Raw genomic sequence first — 18,696 nt, 5'->3', positions numbered from 1 at the left:
GCCGCCGGGGGCCGGTCCCGGGCACTGCGCCGTACCGGCCGCCGGTGCGGCGGACCTGCGGTGCGGGGGCGGCGGTGCGGCGCGGGTCACCCCCGTTCGCGAGCGCGAGCCGGTGGAGGCCGTGATCACGTGCTGAGAGTCCGAGCGGAGGCTTTGCCCGGCCCCGGGACGGTCGCGGCCGGTTCTTGGTGTGTGCGGGTGCACACTGGCAGTGGACCCAAGCGATTGCTGCGGCCGTAGTGCGGGGTGATGACATGCACAGCCGCTTTCGGAGCGACCGGCGACTGACCGTGCGGATGACGGTCACGTTGTTCCTGCTCGGACTGTTGTACGTGGCGTTCGTCGCCGCCCTGATCGCCCTGCTCAAGTCCTGGGTGCTGGTCGTGGTGATCGCGGGGGCGCTGCTGGGCGCGCAGTACTGGTTCTCCGACCGTATCGCCCTCTACGCGATGCGGGGGCGGGTCGTGGAACGCGACGAGTACCCACAGCTGCACGGCGTGGTGGACCGGCTGTGCGCGGTCGCGGACATGCCCAAGCCGGTGGTCGCCGTGTCGGACATGGAGATGCCGAACGCGTTCGCGACCGGCCGGAACCCGGACAACGCGGTGGTCTGTGTGACCACGGGTCTGCTCCGCCGGCTGGAGCCGGCGGAGCTGGAGGGGGTGCTGGCGCACGAGCTGTCGCACGTGGCGCACAAGGACGTCGCCGTGATCACGGTGGCCTCGTTCCTCGGCGTGATCGCGGGGCTGATCGTGCGGTTCGCCTTCTACTCGCAGCTCTTCGGCGGCGGGCGGCGCGACCAGAACACCGCCGTGGTCTTCCTGGGCGTCATGGGTGTCTCCGCCGCCGTGTACGCGATCAGCTTCCTGCTGATCCGGGCGCTGTCCCGGTACCGGGAGCTGGCGGCCGACCGGGCGGCGGCGCTGCTGACCGGGCGGCCCTCGGCGCTGGCGTCCGCGCTCACCAAGGTGACCGGTGACATCGCGCGGATCCCGACGAGGGACCTGCGGACGGCGCAGGCCTTCAACGCGTTCTACTTCACGCCGGCACTGGGCCGCGGGCCGGACATCGCACGGCTGTTCTCCACCCACCCGAGCCTGGAACAGCGGCTCGAACAGCTCGGACGGATCTCCGCCGAGCTGGGGCCGGCGGCGGGCCCCGGAAAGGCGTGAGCATGGGACTGCTGGACATCCTGCTCGGTCGTACGAAGCCGGTCGCGCCGGATCTCGACGAGCTGTTCGCGCTGCCTTCCGCGGCGGTGACGCTGGAGGCGGCGGCGTCCTTCACACCCACCGGGCGCGGCGCGGTGTGCTTCGCGACGGTGGAGGGGGCCGCGTTCGAGCAGACGCATCGGGAGGTGCGGGCGCTGCTGGACGCGGACACCGAGCGGACCGGGCCACCGGTGGAGCTGGAGCGGGACGCGTACGGGTACTCCTGGCTGGTGTCGCACCGGTCCCCCGGCGAGCTGCCGCTGCTCGTCAACGACCTGCACGCGGTGAACGACTCCCTGGAGATCAACGGTTTCGGGCCGCAGCTGCTCTGCTCGCTGGCGGGCTTCCGCGACGAGGAGGGGCGCCGGCTGGCGCTGGTCTATCTCTACAAGCGCGGCACCTTCTACCCGTTCGCGCCGCTGCCCGGAGCGGGACAGCGGCGCGACAGCGCGCTGGAACTCCAGGTGAAGGCCGCGCTCGCCGGTGATCTGCGGATCGAGGAGGACCTCGCGCGGTGGTTCCCGGTGTGGGGTGCCCCGGGGCTCTGACCCCGGGGCACCGGGACTACTTGCTGCTCCGCTCCCGCTGCTGGCGGCGGGACTCCAGCGGCCGCTCGCGGCGGTACCGGCGCTCCCACCTGGCCTGCTGGTCACGGCGGTCGCGGTACGCCCTGTAGGTGGTGGGGGCTGGCCCGGGCGAGGGGGTGGCCGAGGGCTTCGTGGGCGCGTCGCGCCCGTGGCGCACGTAGAGGAAGAGGACGGCGACGGCGGCGAGCCAGTAGAGGAGGGTGCCGCCGTCGGTCCGGCGGAGCCCGGCGCCTGGGGTCACCGCGTGTACCGCAGCAGCGCCCGCACCATGTGGCACGTCGAATCCGACGGCGGGTGGACGCCGATGAGCTCCGCGGTGCTGCGGATCGTCTCGTCGCGCGCCTGGTTCGGCACGTACACCCCCGAGTCGAGCAGCGCTATCGCAAGGCGCATGGCCTTGAGCCGGCGGTTGTGCGAGATGTACCACTCACGCGGACGCCCCGGCGGCAACGGCCGCTTCGCCACGGGAGTGCAGGGAAGGTCGAGCAGGACGGGGCGCTTCGCGGTGGACTGGGTCGGCAACGGCTTCGGCTTCACTGCGGCAGCGGGCACGGACATCCTCCTGTCGCGGCCGGGGCGCCGGCCGGACGCCCCGGCGACACCCTCGGACACTGCTTCTATTCTACCGGCCACCACTGACAAAAGCCCCTGGCCACAGCCACTTTCGGGGTGCAGTGACACACGGGGAAGACGGGTTTCCGGGGCCGCTCGGCGGCGTACCGTGGCCGCATGGAAATCTGGATCAACCCCGCCTGCTCCAAGTGCCGCAGCGCCGTGACCCTGCTCGACGCCGAGGGCGCCGACTACACCGTCCGCCGCTACCTGGAGGACGTACCGACCGAGGACGAGATCCGTGACGTACTCGGGCGGCTGGGCCTGGAGCCCTGGGACATCACGCGGACCCAGGAGGCCGTCGCCAAGGAGCTCGGCCTGAAGGAGTGGCCGCGCGACGCCGCCGCGCGCGACCGCTGGGTGACGGCGCTCGCCGGGCACCCCAAGCTCATCCAGCGGCCCATCATCACCGCGGACGACGGCACGGCGGTCGTCGCCCGCACCGACGAGGCCGTACGGGACGCGCTGTCCCGCTGACTCGCCTCACCCCTACAACTCCCCTGTGACGCAGGTTACTTCAACATCCTCCGGTAACCACTGAGTAACCTCGTTCGGCATCTCGTACATAGCGGCGTACGTTCCCCTACCTCCCAGGAGGCGCGCATGTCGCGCAGGCGAACTCTCAGCAAGAGGAAGAAGCTGGCGCTGCTGCTCAGCGCGGCGTCGGTGGCGGGCGGTGGCGCGTTCGTCATGGCGAGCACGTCGAACGCCTCGCAGTCCGCGGCGGACTCGACGGCCTGCCAGGGCTTCGCCACCGCCCTCGGCAACAACCAGCGGTTCATCGCGGACCAGCGGGCCAATCCGGACGCGCAGTCCGCCGCGCGGATCGCCAACCGCGAGGCCGTCATCGCCCAGATCCAGCGTCAGCAGGAAGCGGCCGGGTGCGAGGTGGGGGAGTCGGCTCAGGGCTCCCAGCCCGCACAGCCCGGACAGCAGGGCGAAGGCGCGGGCCAGGGGGCCGGCGAGCAGGCCGGCGGCGGTGCCCAGGAGTCCGCGCCGCCCGCCGGGTCCGCCGCCCCGGGCGACGGCGGTGGCGCCGCGGCCGGGGAGCAGGTCTGCAACGGCTCGACCGTGACGCTCTCCGGCGAGGCCGGCGCCCCGGCCGCGTCGAGCAACCAGTTCCCGGCGGGTACGAAGCTGAAGGTCACCAACCTGGACAACAACAAGTCCACGACGGTGGAGGTCACTTCCGTCTCCGGCAGCTGTGTCCTGCTCAACAACGCGGCCTTCGAACAGGTCCGTGAGCCCGGCAAGTTCCTGATCCGCCGGGCCGTGATCGAGAAGGTGGGGTGAGGTCCGACAGCCCAGGCAACCGCTGAGGTGGCGGCCCGGTCAGGGCGGCCACCGTGTATGTGTCACAGGTCCTGCCGCTCGCGGCCACGAGCGGCAGGACCGGCGCGTTCGGGTGACGCCGCGCGCAGGGGCGCCGGCCGCCCGGCGAGGGCGGCGTATCGCATACGAGCAACCGCGCCGCCGCCGCGTCCACCGCCGCGACCAGCGCTTTCCCGTCACCCGCACGCGCACCGCGCGGGCACACGACGGGTCCTCACACGATGAGGTGAGCCGCGGCACGGCCAGGTAACACGGGGTTCACAACCGGGCAATGATCGGGAAATGGCCTGTTGACAGGCTTGCGGGCAGGCAGAGACGCGGCGCACCGGTGCCGTAGCGCCGCAGCACCCGCAAGCGCGCCCAGACCCACCCCCGAAGGATGTGGCCCGTGACCTTCAAGGCTGAGTACATCTGGATCGACGGCACCGAGCCGACGGCCAAGCTCCGTTCCAAGACGAAGATCGTCGCGGGCTCCCCGGCCGGGCTGGACGCGCTGCCGATCTGGGGCTTCGACGGGTCCTCCACGAACCAGGCCGAGGGCCACGCCTCGGACTGTGTGCTCAAGCCGGTCTTCACCTGCCCGGACCCGATGCGCGGCGGCGACGACGTCCTGGTGCTCTGCGAGGTCCTCAACACGGACATGACCCCGCACCCCTCCAACACGCGTGCCGCGCTGGCCGAGGTCGCCGGGAAGTTCGCCGCGCAGGAGCCGATCTTCGGCATCGAGCAGGAGTACACCTTCTTCGACGGCGCCCGCCCGCTCGGCTTCCCCGAGGGGGGTTTCCCTGCTCCGCAGGGCGGCTACTACTGCGGTGTCGGCGCCGACGAGATCTTCGGCCGGGACATCGTCGAGGCCCACCTGGAGAACTGCCTGAAGGCCGGTCTGGGCCTGTCCGGCATCAACGCCGAGGTCATGCCCGGCCAGTGGGAGTTCCAGGTCGGCCCGCTGTCCCCGCTCCAGGTCTCCGACCAGCTGTGGGTGGCCCGCTGGCTGCTCTACCGCACCGCCGAGGACTTCGGTGTCTCCGCGACCCTGGACCCCAAGCCGGTCAAGGGCGACTGGAACGGCGCGGGCGCGCACACCAACTTCTCCACCAAGGCGATGCGCGAGGGCTACGACGCCATCATCACCGCCTGCGAGTCGCTCGGCGAGGGCTCCAAGCCGCTCGACCACGTCAAGAACTACGGCGCCGGCATCGACGACCGCCTGACCGGCCTGCACGAGACCGCCCCGTGGGACAAGTACTCCTACGGCGTCTCCGACCGTGGCGCCTCGGTCCGCATCCCGTGGCAGGTCGAGAAGGACGGCAAGGGCTACATCGAGGACCGCCGCCCGAACGCCAACGTCGACCCCTACGTCGTGACCCGCCTGCTGGTCGACACCTGCTGCTCCGCGCTGGAGAAGGCCGGACAGATCTGATCCGTTCCCGGGCCGCGACCCAGCTCCGCGGCTCAGCCACAGCTCGTCAGGGGGCGCCCGCCGGATCGGCGGGCGCCTCCCTGCGTTGTCGGTGGCGCCTGTCATGGTGGGGGTCCGAGGCGTGGGAGGAGGGCCGGGTTCCCGGCCGGGGTCTGCTTCAATGGGAGCCATGGCCGGCTTGCAGAGGTTCCCCGCGACGGGTCGCCATGACCTCGAGCCCTTCTGGCCCTCCCGTCAGCACGACGGCTTCGACCGTGTGTGTTGCCGCGCGACGACCGCGCCGGCCCTCTGACGCCGTACACACCGGCCTCGGCCAGCGCGACACGAGTACCTGCCCGACGGACCTCTCGCGCGAAAAGAGCTGACCTCTCATGGCGAACCCTGGTTCCCCGCCCCGTTCCGTCTCCCGGCCCCTCTCCCCCTCGTGGCCGGGCACCACCTGGCTGCCGGCTCCGCAGGACAGCCTGCCCTCCCTTCCGGGCCGGCCGCCGATGGTCGGGTACCTGGTGCTCGTCCCGGCCGACCTGCGGCCGCCCTTCCTGCCGGTAGGGGCGACCGGCGACCCGGCGGCGGAGGAGGTCCGCACCGGCACGGACACCACCGGCACGGACACCACCGCCGGCCCTCTCATCCGGGTGGACCCCCAGCGCCGCACCGCGGAGGTCGCCGGGCGCCAACTCGATCTCACCTAGCTGGAGTTCGAGCTGCTCGCCCACCTGGTCGCGCACCCGCACCGGGTGCACACCCGCGACCAGCTGGTGACAACGGTGTGGGGCTACGGGCACGTCGGCGACGGACGCACGGTCGACGTCCACATCGCCCGCCTCCGCCGCAAACTGGGCGCGGAACACCGGCAGGCGATCCTCACGGTCCGCCGGGTGGGCTACAAGTACGCGCCGTCGGCCAGGGACTGACACCGGGCCACCGTCCGCGTCTGCCGTCGGCAGATCCCGCTTCCCCCGTGACCCTCCCCCGGGCAGAGTCACTCCCATGAGACTGCTGATGCTGGGTGGCACGGAGTTCGCGGGCCGGGCCGTCGTCGAGGCCGCCCTCGGGCGGGGCTGGGACGTCACCGTCTTCCACCGGGGGACGCACGCGGCCCCTGCCGGCGTCCGCGAGGTGCTGGGCGACCGCACCGCGCCGGACGGACCCGACGGCCCCGGCGGGCTCGGCGCGCTGGCGGCCGGTGACTGGGACGCCGTCGTCGACACCTGGTCGGCGGCGCCCCGCGCGGTGCGGGACACGGCGCGGCTGCTGCGGGACCGCGCCGGGCGGTACGTGTACGTGTCGAGCTGCTCGGTGTACGCCTGGGCCCCACCCGCCGGTTACACCGAGGACGCGCCGCTGGTCGAGGGCGCCGAGCCGGGCGCGGACCACACCGACTACGCCCGCGACAAACGGGGCGGCGAGCTGGCCGTCGTCGGGTCCTTCGGGCCGGAGCGCTCGCTGCTGGTGCGCGCCGGGCTGCTGCTCGGGCCGTACGAGAACGTCGGCCGCCTGCCGTGGTGGCTGACCCGGATCGCCCGTGGCGGGCCGGTGCTGGCGCCGGGCCCGCGCGAGCTGCCGGTGCAGTTCGTCGACGTCCGCGATCTGGCGGAGTGGATCCTGGACGCGGTGGAGCGGGAGCGTCGAGGACCGTTCAACCTGACCGGTCCTCGTGGGCACACCACCATGGGCGCATTGCTGGAGGCCTGCGTGCGGGTGACCGGGGCCACGGCCGAGCTGCGCTGGACCGACCCCGAGGTGGTGCTGGGGGCGGGGATCGAGCCGTGGAGCCGGCTGCCGGTGTGGGTGCCGCCGGACAGCGAGCTGCACGACGCCCTGCACGGCGCGGACGTGTCCCGCGCGCTGGCCGCCGGGCTGCGCTGCCGGCCGGCCGGCGAGACCGTGGCCGCCACCTGGCGCTGGCTGCGGGAGATCGGCGGGACGGCGCCGCAGCGGCCCGACCGGCCACCGGTGGGCCTGGATCCGCAGCTGGAGGCGAAGGTGCTCGCGGGCGACGGGGGTCCACCCGGCACCACCACCGGACCGGGGCTCTCGGCGCGGTGACCACCCGCCCACCTTGTGGCTTCCGGCGGACCGGACGGCGGGGTTCGTCACCGCCCTGCTGACCGTGTGCCGGCGGTTCTGGCGGATGCCGGCCATGGCCGGTGAAAGCGGACGCTCTCGTTCACACGCTGTCGGCGATCAGCAACTCCCGGTACTTCAGGGGCTGTTGGTTCCACAGACTCCGCACGAACTTCTCAACGATTTCCGGGACGGCTGAACGCCCGTGGGACGCGCTCCGTATCTGAGGGAGCCGCTTCACTCCTGTCGGGCGCCTCGATGCTGCCCCGCAAGGAAGTCAGAGGAGTTCCATGGGACGCAACACACGAAAACGCCGTACGCCGCTGGCCACCAAGGCCATTGCCGCATCGGCGGCCCTAGCGCTCGGTGGGGGCGGGCTTGTCTGGGCCAACTTCTATGCCTCGGCGCACGAGGACAACGGCTGGTCGAACCGGACGAAGTCGACATCGGCCCAGGTGGCCACGATCGACTGTCCCGACGTCGGCCAGGAGATCTCCGAGGTGCCGGACCAGGCCCGTGGGGAGGTGGACGGCGAACTGGCGACGCTCGACCAGCAGATCACCGAGGCCTACCAGCGGCTCGCGACCACGCGGGACGCACAGGCGAGGGACGGCAGCTACGTCCAGAACGCCATCCTCGGCCCGCTCAAGGACCGGCGGAAGGTGATCATCGACCGTATCCAGCTGGAGATCAACCGGGCCGGCGGCAACGCCTCCGAGCAGCTCGACAACCTGTCCCCCTGCACCGGAAAGCCCGTCGAGCAGCCGCAGACCAACGACGGCGGGAACGGCCAGAACGGCGACGGCCAGGACAACGGTGACGGGCAGAACGGCGACGGCCAGGACAACGGTGACGGCCAGAACGGCGACGGCCAGGACAACGGTGACGGCCAGAACGGTGACGGCCAGGACAACGGCGACGGCCAGAACGTGGGCGACAACGGAAACGGGGCCGCGGGCCCGGTGGCCGCGGACTTCGTCGACATCACGACCGTCCAGCCCAACGTGCCCCCGGCGAACGGCAACGGCCTGAAGGCGAACGGGAACTCCGGTTCCCGGGGCAGCTTCACCACGTCCTGCGGTGTCAACGAGAACGACCTGTTCAACAGCGACAACCTGATCGTCGCCCCCGGTGTCGACAACGGCGCTCACCACACGCACGACTACGTCGGCAACCAGGACAACGACGCCTTCTCCAGCGACGAGGACCTGGCCAACGCGGAGACCTCCTGCCAGAACCAGGGTGACAAGTCCACGTACTACTGGCCGGTGCTCCGGCTCCAGGACGGCACCCAGGAGTTCGACGCGGGCGACCTGGGCGGCGGCGCCGAGGGCAACGTCGGGCAGATCCTGAAGGCGCAGCAGGCCGAGATCAAGTTCGTCGGCAACAAGGCGGGCAAGGTCGTCGCGATGCCGAAGTTCCTGCGGGTCATCACCGGCGACGCCAAGGCGTTCACCAACGGCGACGCGAATGCCAACGCCTCGCTGAGCTGCACCGGCTTCGAGGACCGGCAGCTGACCGACAAGTACCCGATCTGCCCCGAGGGCAGCCAGCTGGTACGGACGGCCAACTTCCAGAGCTGCTGGGACGGCCAGAACATCGACAGCGCCAACCACCGCGACCACGTCGACTTCGTCCAGGCGGACGGCACCTGCGCCAACGGTTTCGTGGCGATCCCCCAGCTGCAGATCCGTCTGGTGTACGACGTGCCGGCCCCGGTCATCGAGAACGGGCAGCTCAGGAGCCCGTTCGCGGTGGACGGTTTCCCGGAGCAGCTCCACAAGCCGATCACCGACCACAACGACTTCATCAACGTCATGGACGAGAACCTGATGAACAAGGTCGTGAAGTGCATCAACCGGGGCAAGAACTGCCGGTGACCCACGGGCGGGCCGACTGACCCACGGGAAAGCCGAAAGCCGGCGGCGGGGAGACCCGCCGCCGGCTTTCGGCTTTCCCGAACCGGCGAGTCAGCTGTCGTGGTGACCGGAGTGCGAGGAGTCGCCGGGCTGCGAGGAGCGCGAGGTGCCCTGTTCACCCTGTTCCCCCTGCGCCCCCTGCTTCCCGCCGTGAGCGGAGTGGTCGGTGCCGATCTCCACATCCCCGCCGAGCCGGTCGCGCAGCCCCGTCAGCACGTTCTCGTGGCCGACGGCGACCCACTTGCGGCCGACGAGGTAGTAGCCGCCGTAGTCCTTGGCCGTGTTGATCCACTCCCGCTGACCGCGGTCGGTGGCGAAGGTGGCGAGGATGTACTTCTCCTTGCCCTGCTCGCAGATGGCCTGCCGGATCTCGTCCTCGTCGGTCTGCATGTCGGGCTCGCACTTCACCTCGGCGGCGAGGTGCTCCAGGCTGCCGGTCGCCGTCTCCGGCACGGCCGCCTGGTCGCCGTCGGAGCCGCAGCCCGCCAGCGCCAGCACCGCCACGGCACCGCTCAGGGCGAGCATCGGTCGGGTCAGCCTCATCTGTTCCTCCGGTCGGTCATGGAGCGGACGCACCTGCGCCTCAGTTCGATACGGCTCCGGCGGACGCCGTGCTCAATGCCGCCCGCTGCGCCTGTTCGCCGGCCCTTCGTCAACCCCCGGAGGCCACTCACCCGTGTGCGGTGACCAACCGCCCATTCGCTCGTTCTGCTGAACGTGCAGTCACAGGATGTCGCCCCGCGCCCCACGTCTTCCGCTTCCGCCCCGGTCGTCGACGTCGAGCAGGCCGAGGCCGCGCTCGTCGAGCACTATCCGCGGCTGGTCCGCCTCGCCTACCTGGTCCTGCCGCCCGCCCTGGGCCGCAACCGCCGGGTGCTGACGGCGCACGCCCTCACCCAGCGCGCGCTGCCCCGCGGCCGCGCCGCGGCGTCCGTCATCCCGGCCCAGTCCACCGGCCGCGACGGCGATCCCGGCTACGCCTTCGTCCGCCTCCAGGTGCTGCGTACGGCACTGGAGGCGGGCCTGCCGCTGCGGCGCAAGGCCTGGCCCAAGCGCTCCCAGCTGCCGCCGCTGCTCCCCCAGGTGTGGGGCCTGCGGCTGTTCCCGCGCTCGGGCGGCGCCGACGAACTCGCTCTGGACCAGCAGCTGTCCGCGCTCTCCGCGCCCGCCCGCGCCGCCTTCGTCCTGCGGGGACTGGAGCGGCTGCCCGACAGCGACGTCCACCATGTCCTGCGCACCGCCGGCGTCGCCGACCCGGACGGCGCCCTCCAGGAGGCCGACGGCGTCCCCGCGCGGTACCCGCTGCTCGACTCCCCCGAGTTCGACCCCTGTTCGTTGCAGGCCAGGCCCACCGATCTGATGCGCCGCCGCCAGCACCTGAAGGCCGCGCTCGCCGCCGCCGCGGCCGCCGCCGTGTGCGGGGCGCTGCTCCTCCTCCCCGGCGACGGCTGGGGTCCCGACGGCGCCGCGGCACCGCCCTACGCGCAGAACCCGGCGGCCGAGGCCGCACTCGACCCGGGCAGGCTGGTGAAGGTCTCCCCCGTCGCCTGGCAGTCCGCCACGCGCACCGACTTCTCGGTCTGGCCCGCACGCGGCGACCTCACCACCGATCGCGCGCTGCTGCGCCGTGCCCTCGCCGTCTGGGCACGCCCGGGCGGGACGGTCCAGGTCTCGGCGACCCCCGGCACCCCGTCCGGCGGCCCGGCCGGGCCGCCGCAGCTGCTGTTCGCCGGACTGGTCGACAACGCGCGCGTGGTGATCTTCTACGACGGTCTGCGCATCGCCCGCTACGCCGAGCCGAAGGACGGCACGGCGGGCGCCGCCCTCGACTTCGCCCGTGCCGACGGCGCGAGCCGGATCGAGTCGAACGCGGTGGTGCTGAACCGGACCGACGGCAACGTCCGCTACCTGACGGCGCCATGGGTGAAGAAGGCGGCCGAGCGGGACCTGCTGAAGCCGGGCTCCGGCGCCATGGACCTCGCCCTGAAGGACGGCATCACCGCAGCGCTGGCCAGCCCCGCCACCCAGACCGGCGCCTGCACGTCCTGGAACGTCCTGCAGATCACCGACGACGCCGGTACGCGGCTGATGACGGACCTCGGCGAGCTGGTCCCCGCCCGTCTCACCACGGGACGGCCGGGCGCGGCGCACGACGCGGCGGGGTCGGAGGCGCTGCGCACCTGGGCTCCGTTCGGCTGCTCCCTGGGAGACCTGCGCGGGCACGGAGTGCGGTCGGTCAACGCCTGGCAGTACGCCGACCAGCCGCTGCCCGACGCGAGCGGCACGGCGGCGTGGGTGTGCACGCGCGGGGAGACCTGGCGGGGCGGCGGCGAGCGGGTGCAGGCGCAGTTCCACACGCCGGGCGGGAAGTACGGGGCGGTCGCCGCGAAGGCCGAGAACGTGGCGGCGTGCGGGGCGCGCGATCCTCAGGTGCTGGCCGGGGTGCTGTGGAAGTCCGCCGCGGGGTCCTGGTACCTGCTGGCGGCGGGCAGCCGGGACACCGCGTCGATCAGTGCCACGGGCGGCGTGCGGCAGACCGCCCAGGGCAATCTCCTGGCCGCGAAGGCGAAGCAGGGCGCGCAGGCCGGGCTGAAGGCGACCCTCACGGACGGGCGGACGATCGACGGCCTGCGCTAGCTGACACCGGCGTCAACAAGTCGCCGCACAAGGGTTCCGCGCCGACAGGCGGTGCTGGAGGGCGAGGTCGACCACCGGGACGAGTCGCTGACCGACGGGGAGCGGGGCGAGGCGATGCTGATCTGTGTCTCGCGGGCGCGAAGTGAAAGACTTGTGCTGGATATGTGAATGGCTCCACGAGTACCTGGATCGGTCCTGTCCGTTCGAGGCCGGATCCGATCGGTAAGGTGTTCGTATGTCTACCGGGGTTCGCCGCAGAATGGGTGTCGAGGAGCGGCGGCAGCAGTTGATCGGCGTGGCCCTCGAACTGTTCAGCCGCCGCTCTCCCGACGAGGTCTCCATCGACGAGATAGCCGCCGCGGCGGGCATCTCACGCCCGCTCGTCTATCACTACTTCCCGGGCAAACTCAGCCTGTACGAAGCCGCGTTGCAGCGGGCGGCGGACGATCTGGCGGGCCGGTTCGTCGAACCGCACGAGGGTCCCCTCGGGGCCCGGCTGCGGCGGGTGATGCACCGCTTCTTCGACTTCGTGGACGACCACGGCCCCGGTTTCTCGGCGTTGATGCGGGGCGGTCCGGCCGTCGGCTCGTCGCGGACCAACGCGCTCATCGACGCGGTACGGCAGGCCGCGTACGACCAGATCATGTCGCATCTCGGCATCACGGACCCGCCCGCGCGGCTGGAACTGGTCGTTCGCTCCTGGATCTCACTGGCCGAGTCCACGGCGCTGATCTGGCTGGACGGCCGGCGCATCCCGCGCGACGAGCTGGAGGCCCAGCTCGTCAACGACTTCGCCGCGCTGGCCGCGGTGAGCGCGACGTACGACGAGGAGACGGCCACGCTGATCCGCCGGGTGCTGAAGGACGAACCGATGGACGGCCCCTTCACCGACCTGGCGGCCCGCCTGATCGCGCTGGCTTCCTAGGGGTATTGGCCCCCTGCTCAGCCGTCGAGCTTGCGGTACGACGGGTCGAGGTCGCGCACCTCGGCGGAAGCGTGCAGGGCGAGGCCCCCGGCCGGCTTCACGTGCCGGCGCAGGAGTTCGAGTACGGCCCCGGTCAGCCGGGCCTTGGTGTCCTCGCTGCGGCCGGCCAGCAGTCCGAGCGTGACGTGCACGACCGCGTGCCCCTCGGTCTCGTCCCCGACCGCGGTGTCCTCGGCCCGGCGGAACTGCGTCTTGCAGGACGGCGGCTTCGCGGCCGCGATCTCCACGACCGCGGTGTGCAGCGCCCGCGCGAACGCGGGCCGGTCGAAGTCGCCCGCCAGCGTCGCGGAGTAGTCGACGGTGATCTGCGGCATGGGTGCTCCTGTGCTCCTGCTGTGCGGGGGACAGGAGCACCCTAACCGCAGCCGGCGGTCAGCCCGCCCGGGTGAACACGGCGACCGTCCGCCCCGGTACGGCGAACGTGCCGCCGCCGGCCTCGTACGACGCCCCCTTGACCACCGCGTCGGCGCCCCCCGCCTGCACCGGGTGCAGCCGGTAGCCGCTCCCGGCGAGCGCGGCGACCCGCTGCTCGCGGCGCTCCGGCGTCGCGTTGAACACGACGACCAGGTCACCGAGGCGCATGGTGATCACGCCGGGCGTCTCGCCGGTGCCGGACAGCGGGAAGGAGAGCTGCTCCTGGACCTGCCCGGCCGTGCCGAGGGAGAAGGCCTGCTCCGTCGTGCGGATCTTCAGCAGATCACGGTAGGCCGCCGACGCCCCCTCGATCTGGGCGCACCCGACGCCGACCGAGCCCAGCAGCGGCTTGGCGTACGGCCACTTCGCGCGGTTGTCGGCGGCCGGCGGCAGCCCGCGTCCGAACCCGTTGCCGTCGGCGCAGTTCCAGTGGACGGCGTTGAACCAGTCACCGCTGTCGTAGGAGTTGCGGTCCAGCGACTTGGAGCGCAGCAGATCGGTGCCGGCCTGGGACAGCGACGGTCCCTGCGAGAGGGTGGCCGTGGCCATCGCGAGCACCTGCATCCGGGCCCGGTCGGCCGCGCTCGTGCCGGCCGGCAGCTTGAAGGCGAGGGCGTCGAACAGGGTTTCGTTGTCGTGGGCGTCCGCGTAGGCGAGGGCGTCGCCCGGGACGGCCGCGTATCCGGCCGGCTGACCGTTGTAGTCGACCTCCGAGCCCTTGACCTGCTTGCCGCTGGTGTCGGTGAAGCGGTATCCGGCGAGGTTGCCGGACAGCCCCACCTTGATGAGGTCCTGGTAGTGCAGCAGGCGGGCCCTCTGCTCGGCCGGGGTGCCGCCCGTCGCCGAGGAGTTGGGCTCGGTGTAGAGGCCCGACGCGAAGCCCTGGACGCCGGGGTCCTCGTCGAAGGGACCGCCGCCGCGCACGGCGTCACGGGCCCGGTCGGAGAACGTGGCGATCCCGGTGCCGGCCATGTTCTTCTGCGTGGCCTGCTCGAAGCGGGCGTCGTCGGCGATCTCGCCGAAGTTCCAGCCCTCGCCGTAGAGGATGATCTCCTTGCCGTTCACGCCGTCCCGCTCGAGGGTGAGCGCGTCGAGGGCCTTGCGGACGGCGAGGATGTTGGCCTTCGGGTGGTGGCCCATGAGGTCGAAGCGGAAGCCGTCCACCTTGTACTGCCTGGCCCAGGTGACGACCGAGTCGACGACGAGCTTGCCCATCATGGCGTTCTCGGGCGCGGTGTTGGCGCAGCAGGTGCTGTTCGCGACCGAGCCGTCCGCGAGCAGCCGCTGGTAGTAGCCGGGCACGATCCGGTCGAGGACCGAGGTGCGGGCCTGGCCACTGGCCGCGGTGTGGTTGTAGACGACGTCCATGACGACCCGCAGGCCGTCCTCGTTGAGGGCCTTGACCATCCTGCGGAACTCGACGGTGCGCGCGGTGCCGTCCGGGTCCGTGGCGTAGGAACCCTCCGGGACGGTGTAGTGGTACGGGTCGTAGCCCCAGTTGTAGGCGTCACGGGCGGCGATCGCCGAGACGCACTCCTGCTGGCGCTCCGAGTCCGCCGGGAAGGAGGCGAGGTCGCAGCCGGCCTCCGCCTGGTCCTCGCGGCGTTCGGGGATGGTGGCGATGTCGAAGGCCGGCAGCAGATGCACGTACGAGGTGCCGGACTCGGCGAGCTTGCGCAGGTGCCTGCTGCCGTCGCTCGCCTTGTCGGTGAAGGCGAGGTAGGTCCCGGGATACCGGGCGGTGCGGTCCTCTACGGAGAAGTCCCGGATGTGCAGCTCCTGGATCTGCGCGTCCCTCAGCGGTACGGCCCGGGGCTTGCGCAGTGACGTCCAGCCGGCGGGGGCGAGGGTGCGGTCGCCGAGGTCGGTGAGCAGGCTGCGCTCGGAGTCGGCGGTGAGGGCGAGCGAGTAGGGATCGGTGACCTTGTTGGTGACGATTTCGCGGACGCCGGGGGCCCAGACCTTCACGACGTACCGGTAGGGCTTGTTCTTCCAGGACGCGGGGCCGGTGACGGACCAGACGCCGGTGGTGTGATCGCGCCGCATCGGCCTGAGGGTGCCGTCCAGTTCCAGGGAGACGCTCTGGGCCGTGGGCGCCCAGACGGACAGCGTCGGCCGGCCCTTGTGGAACGCCGGGCCGAGCTTCGCCTTGGTCGCGTCGTACAGGTCGTCGAGCACGCCGGCGATCTGGACGCCCGTGGCGGCGAGCACGGCGCCGTTCGCGGCGCGCTGGGAGGCGACGAGCTGGCCGCGCAGGGCCTCACGGACCCGGTCGCGGTCCCGTGGGTCGACGGACCAGGCGGTGTGGTCCTTCAGGTGGGGGAACTTCGCCTTCTGGGCTTCGGTCAGGGCGCTCCTGGTCAGGCGCAGCCACTTGGCGTCGCCGGTGAGCGTGCCGTTCTCGGCCTTGATCGCGCCGTCGCGCGAGTACAGCAGCTGGGTGGACGCGGCCGCGTCAGAACCGTTCCAGGCCACCGTGTTCCCGTCGATCCAGATCGCCTTGGAGGCCGTCAGGTCGAGCGCGGCCGCGCTGCCCGCCGGCTGCGGGAGCAGGTACTTCTCCTGGCCGCTCAAGAGCCACACCTCGTGGCCGTTCGCCTTGAGGTCGAGGCTCTGGTCGTTGGCCAGATCCTTCTCGTCGCCCTTGTGGACGATGTAGCTGAGGCTGGTGGCACCCTCGGTGAGCGGTACCTCGAAGACCGCGCCATAGGAGTCGGTCTCCACCGGCATCAGGGGCTTGGACCAGTCGGTGGGCTGCTCGGCGCCCGTCCAGACGTGCATCCCCCAGCCGTCGTAGCTGCCGTCGGCGCGGTGGTAGTGGAGCACGGCCCTGGACTTGTCCTGAGCCGGGTACTCGGGGCGTTCCGTGCGGACGGTCTCCTTGCCCTGCTCGATCCAGACCTCGCCGGTCTCGCTCAGGTCGATCGTGCGGTCGGCGGCGACGTCCTTGTCGCCGTCCTTGTCGATGACGAGGAAACCGATGGTCGAGGCGCCGGGCTTGAGCTTGACGTAGGCGAAGGCGCCGTAGGCGTCGCGGCCGGTGAAGGGGTGGCTGTCGGGCCAGGTGGTCGACTCGCCGTCGGCGAGGTCGCCCCAGGCGTACAGGCCCCAGTCGGCGTAGTTCCCGTCCGGGCGGTGGTAGTGGACGATCGCGTAGTCGCGGGAGGTGGCGGTGGGGGGCTGCTCGACGGGCGGGGTGCCGGTGGTGGAGGCCGCCAGGGCGCTCGCGGTGCGGCCGCCGGAGTCGACGACGACCGCCTTGTAGCGCAGGGCGGTGCCGGGCTCCACGTCCTTGCCGATGGTGTGCGTGACCTTGTAGGGGGCGTGGTCGGCGGAACCGAGGGTGCGCCACTTGCCGGTGCCGGTCTGGGCGGCGAAGACGACGCGGTTGCGGGCGCCGCCGTCGACATCGGCGGTGACTTCGACCGTGCCGGTGGCGCCGGGGGCGGGGGCGTCGAGGGTGATCGCCGGCTTGGTGGCGGGCGCGGCGGGTGCACCGGCCGCCTTCAGGACGATCGCCGAACCGGCCGGGACGGTGACGGTGAGCTTCCCGTCGGCGGCCGTCCTCGCCGCGGACTCGGTGCCGTGGAGTGCGCGGAAGGTGGTGTCCGGGGAGTCGGTCGGGAAGGTGGTCCTCTTCGCCTCGCCGGCATTGTTGAAGGCGACGACGTACTCGGTGCCGGTCCTGGTGTCGGTGCGGGTGACGGCGTAGACGCCGGGGCCGTCGGCGGCGTACCGCTCGGTCTGGACTCCGTCGGCGAGGGCGGGATGGGCCTTGCGCAGCTTCGCCAGAGCACTGATCTGGCGGTAGAGCGGTGCTCCGGTGTCGTAGGCGTCGACCGCGTGCGTGCGGTCGGTGCCGAGCTGGTCGTCGTCGAGGTAGTCGGCGGCGGTCGAGGCGAACATCGTCTGGCGGGCGTCCTTGTCGCCGCCCGCGCCGGTGAAGCCCTGCTCGTCGCCGTAGTAGACCACCGGGTTGCCACGGCTGAGGAACATCAGCTCGTTGGCGAGCCCGGCCTTCCTGACCAGCTCGGCGTCGCTCGCTCCGGGGTTGTCCTGCTTCAGGAAGGTCCCGATGCGGCCCATGTCGTGGTTGCCGAGGAAGGTGACCTGCTCGTACGCGTTGGCCGTGCCGGTCGTGTACTTGTAGTCGTCACCGAATACCGAGGCGAGCCGCTCGGCGCTGCCGCCCTGGGAGGCGTAGGCGCGGGCCGCGTCCTGGAAGGGGAAGTCGAGCGTGGAGTCTAGGCGGCCCTGGGTGACGTACGGGGACGTGACGGACGTGTCCGCCGAGTACACCTCGCCGAACATGAAGAAGTCGTCCCGGCCCCGCTTCGCCGCGTAGGAGTCGAGGGCGGTGGCCCACTGGGTCCAGAACTCCATGTTGACGTGCTTGACGGTGTCGATCCGGAAGCCGTCGATGTCGAAGTCCCTGACCCACCGCTGGTAGATCTTCTCCATGCCCTCGACGACCTCGGGGCGCTCGGTCCACAGGTCGTCCAGACCCACGAAGTCGCCGTACGTGGCGGACTCGCCGGCCCAGGTGGAGTCGCCGCGGTTGTGGTACATCGACGGGTCGTTGAGCCAGGAAGGGACCTTGAGGTTCCGCTTGGCGTCGGGGACGACGGGCGTGCGCGGGAACGAGCCCTTGCCGACCTCGGGGAAGTCCCGCCCGCCGTCCGCGTGGCCGGCGTCGTCGAAGGGCTCGCCGTCCTCGGTCAGGTACGGGAAGGCACCCTTGGAGAGGTAGTCGTAGGACTTCTCCTCGTAGTCGACGACGTCGGCGGTGTGGTTGGTGATGACGTCGAAGAAGACCTTCATGCCCTTGGCGTGGGCCTTGTCGATGAGGGTCTCCAGGTCCTCGTTGGTGCCGAAGTGCGGGTCGACCTGGGTGAAGTCGGTGATCCAGTAACCGTGGTAGCCGGCCGAGGCGTTGTCGCCCTCGCCCTGCACCGGCTGGTTCTTGAAGATCGGGGCGAGCCAGATGGCGGTGGTGCCGAGGCCCTTGATGTAGTCGAGCTTCCGGGTCAGGCCCTTCAGATCGCCGCCCTGGTAGAAGCCCTTGTCGGTCGGGTCGTAACCGGTCGCGAGCCGTGAACCGGTCAGTCCGCCCCGGTCGTTGCGCTTGTCGCCGTTGGCGAAGCGGTCCGGCAGAACGAAGTAGAACTGCTCACGGGTCAGGTCGTGCCGTGCGGGCTCAGCGGCGAGCTTCGCGTCCGGCGGCGGCGGGGGCGGGGCGGCCGCCCGGGCGGCTAGGGGCTGCACCAGCGCCGCGGCGAGCGCGGCCACGGTGACGGCCGCGACCCGTCGGGCATGGGCGGTACGGCGCCTGCGGGGCGCCGGCCAACTCGGTATCACGAGCGTGAACTCCTTGCGGTTGCGGCTCTCTTGAGTCCTCGGGTCCGACCCCTGCGCCGCGGCACGGCTCCTTCGCCGGGCGCCCGGCGCGACCGTATCGCCGACGAAAGGTTTACAGCAAGAGTGTTGAAACGCTTAGCAAGAAGTTTCAGCG

Annotated in this window: 14 protein-coding genes and 2 pseudogenes; 11 read left to right on the top strand and 5 right to left on the bottom strand. The window is 71.6% G+C overall.

Annotated elements, in window-relative coordinates:
* Positions 1 to 254 precede the first annotated feature (254 nt).
* Together htpX and ACGF8A_RS05425 are read left to right on the top strand one after the other, a co-directional pair.
* Positions 255 to 1,172, top strand: a complete 918-nt coding sequence (htpX, locus tag ACGF8A_RS05430) for a zinc metalloprotease HtpX (RefSeq protein ID WP_393104458.1) — start codon at positions 255 to 257, stop codon at positions 1,170 to 1,172.
* 2 nt (positions 1,173 to 1,174) lie between these two features.
* The gene (locus tag ACGF8A_RS05425) at positions 1,175 to 1,759 is read left to right on the top strand and encodes a hypothetical protein (RefSeq protein ID WP_393104455.1); all 585 of its coding nucleotides are present in this window, start codon (positions 1,175 to 1,177) and stop codon (positions 1,757 to 1,759) included.
* Between the two features lie 16 nt (positions 1,760 to 1,775).
* On the opposite strand, the gene ACGF8A_RS05420 is transcribed toward ACGF8A_RS05425, so the two are convergent.
* Together ACGF8A_RS05420 and ACGF8A_RS05415 are read right to left on the bottom strand one after the other, a co-directional pair.
* The gene (locus tag ACGF8A_RS05420) at positions 1,776 to 2,039 is read right to left on the bottom strand and encodes a hypothetical protein (protein WP_393104452.1); all 264 of its coding nucleotides are present in this window, start codon (positions 2,037 to 2,039) and stop codon (positions 1,776 to 1,778) included.
* Complete coding sequence (locus tag ACGF8A_RS05415) at positions 2,036 to 2,350, bottom strand: hypothetical protein (RefSeq protein ID WP_393104450.1); 315 nt, start codon at positions 2,348 to 2,350, stop codon at positions 2,036 to 2,038. Before ACGF8A_RS05415 ends, ACGF8A_RS05420 begins: the two co-directional genes overlap by 4 nt.
* A 177-nt stretch (positions 2,351 to 2,527) precedes the next feature.
* Here ACGF8A_RS05415 and ACGF8A_RS05410 point away from each other — a divergent pair, with 177 nt between their 5' ends.
* The 6 genes and pseudogenes from ACGF8A_RS05410 to ACGF8A_RS05385 all read left to right on the top strand — a co-directional run bounded on the left by ACGF8A_RS05410 (position 2,528) and on the right by ACGF8A_RS05385 (position 9,109).
* Positions 2,528 to 2,887 (top strand): arsenate reductase family protein, encoded by a 360-nt coding sequence (locus ACGF8A_RS05410; protein WP_393104447.1) that lies wholly within the window; start codon positions 2,528 to 2,530, stop codon positions 2,885 to 2,887.
* 126 nt (positions 2,888 to 3,013) lie between these two features.
* A complete protein-coding gene (locus ACGF8A_RS05405) occupies positions 3,014 to 3,703 on the top strand; it encodes a hypothetical protein (RefSeq protein ID WP_393104444.1) in 690 nt (229 codons plus the stop codon).
* A 427-nt stretch (positions 3,704 to 4,130) separates the two neighbouring features.
* Positions 4,131 to 5,162 carry a glutamine synthetase gene (gene glnII, locus ACGF8A_RS05400; RefSeq protein ID WP_393104442.1) on the top strand — a complete coding sequence of 344 codons (1,032 nt, stop codon included), beginning with the start codon at positions 4,131 to 4,133 and terminating at the stop codon, positions 5,160 to 5,162.
* Positions 5,163 to 5,533: 371 nt separating this feature from the next.
* Positions 5,534 to 6,076: pseudogene (locus tag ACGF8A_RS05395) on the top strand (winged helix-turn-helix domain-containing protein).
* A gap of 76 nt (positions 6,077 to 6,152) precedes the next feature.
* On the top strand, positions 6,153 to 7,211 hold the full coding sequence (locus tag ACGF8A_RS05390) for an SDR family oxidoreductase (RefSeq protein WP_393104440.1): 1,059 nt from the start codon (positions 6,153 to 6,155) through the stop codon (positions 7,209 to 7,211).
* A 308-nt stretch (positions 7,212 to 7,519) separates the two neighbouring features.
* Positions 7,520 to 9,109, top strand: a complete 1,590-nt coding sequence (locus tag ACGF8A_RS05385) for a DUF1996 domain-containing protein (protein WP_393104438.1) — start codon at positions 7,520 to 7,522, stop codon at positions 9,107 to 9,109.
* A 90-nt stretch (positions 9,110 to 9,199) separates the two neighbouring features.
* Here ACGF8A_RS05385 and ACGF8A_RS05380 read toward each other — a convergent pair whose 3' ends face one another.
* Positions 9,200 to 9,691, bottom strand: a complete 492-nt coding sequence (locus ACGF8A_RS05380) for a hypothetical protein (protein WP_393104435.1) — start codon at positions 9,689 to 9,691, stop codon at positions 9,200 to 9,202.
* 174 nt (positions 9,692 to 9,865) lie between these two features.
* Here ACGF8A_RS05380 and ACGF8A_RS05375 point away from each other — a divergent pair, with 174 nt between their 5' ends.
* From ACGF8A_RS05375 to ACGF8A_RS05365, 3 genes and pseudogenes are all read left to right on the top strand, one after another.
* On the top strand, positions 9,866 to 11,785 hold the full coding sequence (locus ACGF8A_RS05375) for a hypothetical protein (protein WP_393104433.1): 1,920 nt from the start codon (positions 9,866 to 9,868) through the stop codon (positions 11,783 to 11,785).
* A gap of 42 nt (positions 11,786 to 11,827) precedes the next feature.
* Positions 11,828 to 11,953: pseudogene (locus ACGF8A_RS05370) on the top strand (oxidoreductase); the annotation flags it as partial.
* A 67-nt stretch (positions 11,954 to 12,020) separates the two neighbouring features.
* Positions 12,021 to 12,710: a TetR/AcrR family transcriptional regulator gene (locus ACGF8A_RS05365; RefSeq protein WP_393104431.1), complete on the top strand. Its 690-nt coding sequence runs from the start codon at positions 12,021 to 12,023 to the stop codon at positions 12,708 to 12,710.
* A 17-nt stretch (positions 12,711 to 12,727) separates the two neighbouring features.
* On the opposite strand, the gene ACGF8A_RS05360 is transcribed toward ACGF8A_RS05365, so the two are convergent.
* A complete protein-coding gene (locus ACGF8A_RS05360; protein ID WP_393104429.1) occupies positions 12,728 to 13,084 on the bottom strand; it encodes a 5-carboxymethyl-2-hydroxymuconate Delta-isomerase in 357 nt (118 codons plus the stop codon).
* 58 nt (positions 13,085 to 13,142) lie between these two features.
* The gene (gene pulA, locus ACGF8A_RS05355; protein ID WP_393104426.1) at positions 13,143 to 18,542 is read right to left on the bottom strand and encodes a pullulanase-type alpha-1,6-glucosidase; all 5,400 of its coding nucleotides are present in this window, start codon (positions 18,540 to 18,542) and stop codon (positions 13,143 to 13,145) included.
* Positions 18,543 to 18,696 lie beyond the last annotated feature (154 nt).

It is taken from the genome of Streptomyces sp. NPDC047706, from assembly GCF_043204795.1.
Lineage (GTDB): Bacteria > Actinomycetota > Actinomycetes > Streptomycetales > Streptomycetaceae > Streptomyces.
This window is presented reverse-complemented; position numbering and strand designations above follow the sequence as displayed.

Excerpts from the sequence above, each read along its gene's own strand:
- ACGF8A_RS05380 (WP_393104435.1), bottom strand. The coding sequence starts at position 9,691 with ATGAGGCTGACCCGACCGATGCTCGCCCTGAGCGGTGCCGTGGCGGTG.
- ACGF8A_RS05410 (WP_393104447.1), top strand. The coding sequence starts at position 2,528 with ATGGAAATCTGGATCAACCCCGCCTGCTCCAAGTGCCGCAGCGCCGTG.
- htpX (WP_393104458.1), top strand. The coding sequence starts at position 255 with ATGCACAGCCGCTTTCGGAGCGACCGGCGACTGACCGTGCGGATGACG.
- ACGF8A_RS05365 (WP_393104431.1), top strand. The coding sequence starts at position 12,021 with ATGTCTACCGGGGTTCGCCGCAGAATGGGTGTCGAGGAGCGGCGGCAG.
- ACGF8A_RS05360 (WP_393104429.1), bottom strand. The coding sequence starts at position 13,084 with ATGCCGCAGATCACCGTCGACTACTCCGCGACGCTGGCGGGCGACTTC.
- ACGF8A_RS05385 (WP_393104438.1), top strand. The coding sequence starts at position 7,520 with ATGGGACGCAACACACGAAAACGCCGTACGCCGCTGGCCACCAAGGCC.
- ACGF8A_RS05390 (WP_393104440.1), top strand. The coding sequence starts at position 6,153 with ATGAGACTGCTGATGCTGGGTGGCACGGAGTTCGCGGGCCGGGCCGTC.
- ACGF8A_RS05405 (WP_393104444.1), top strand. The coding sequence starts at position 3,014 with ATGTCGCGCAGGCGAACTCTCAGCAAGAGGAAGAAGCTGGCGCTGCTG.
- ACGF8A_RS05425 (WP_393104455.1), top strand. The coding sequence starts at position 1,175 with ATGGGACTGCTGGACATCCTGCTCGGTCGTACGAAGCCGGTCGCGCCG.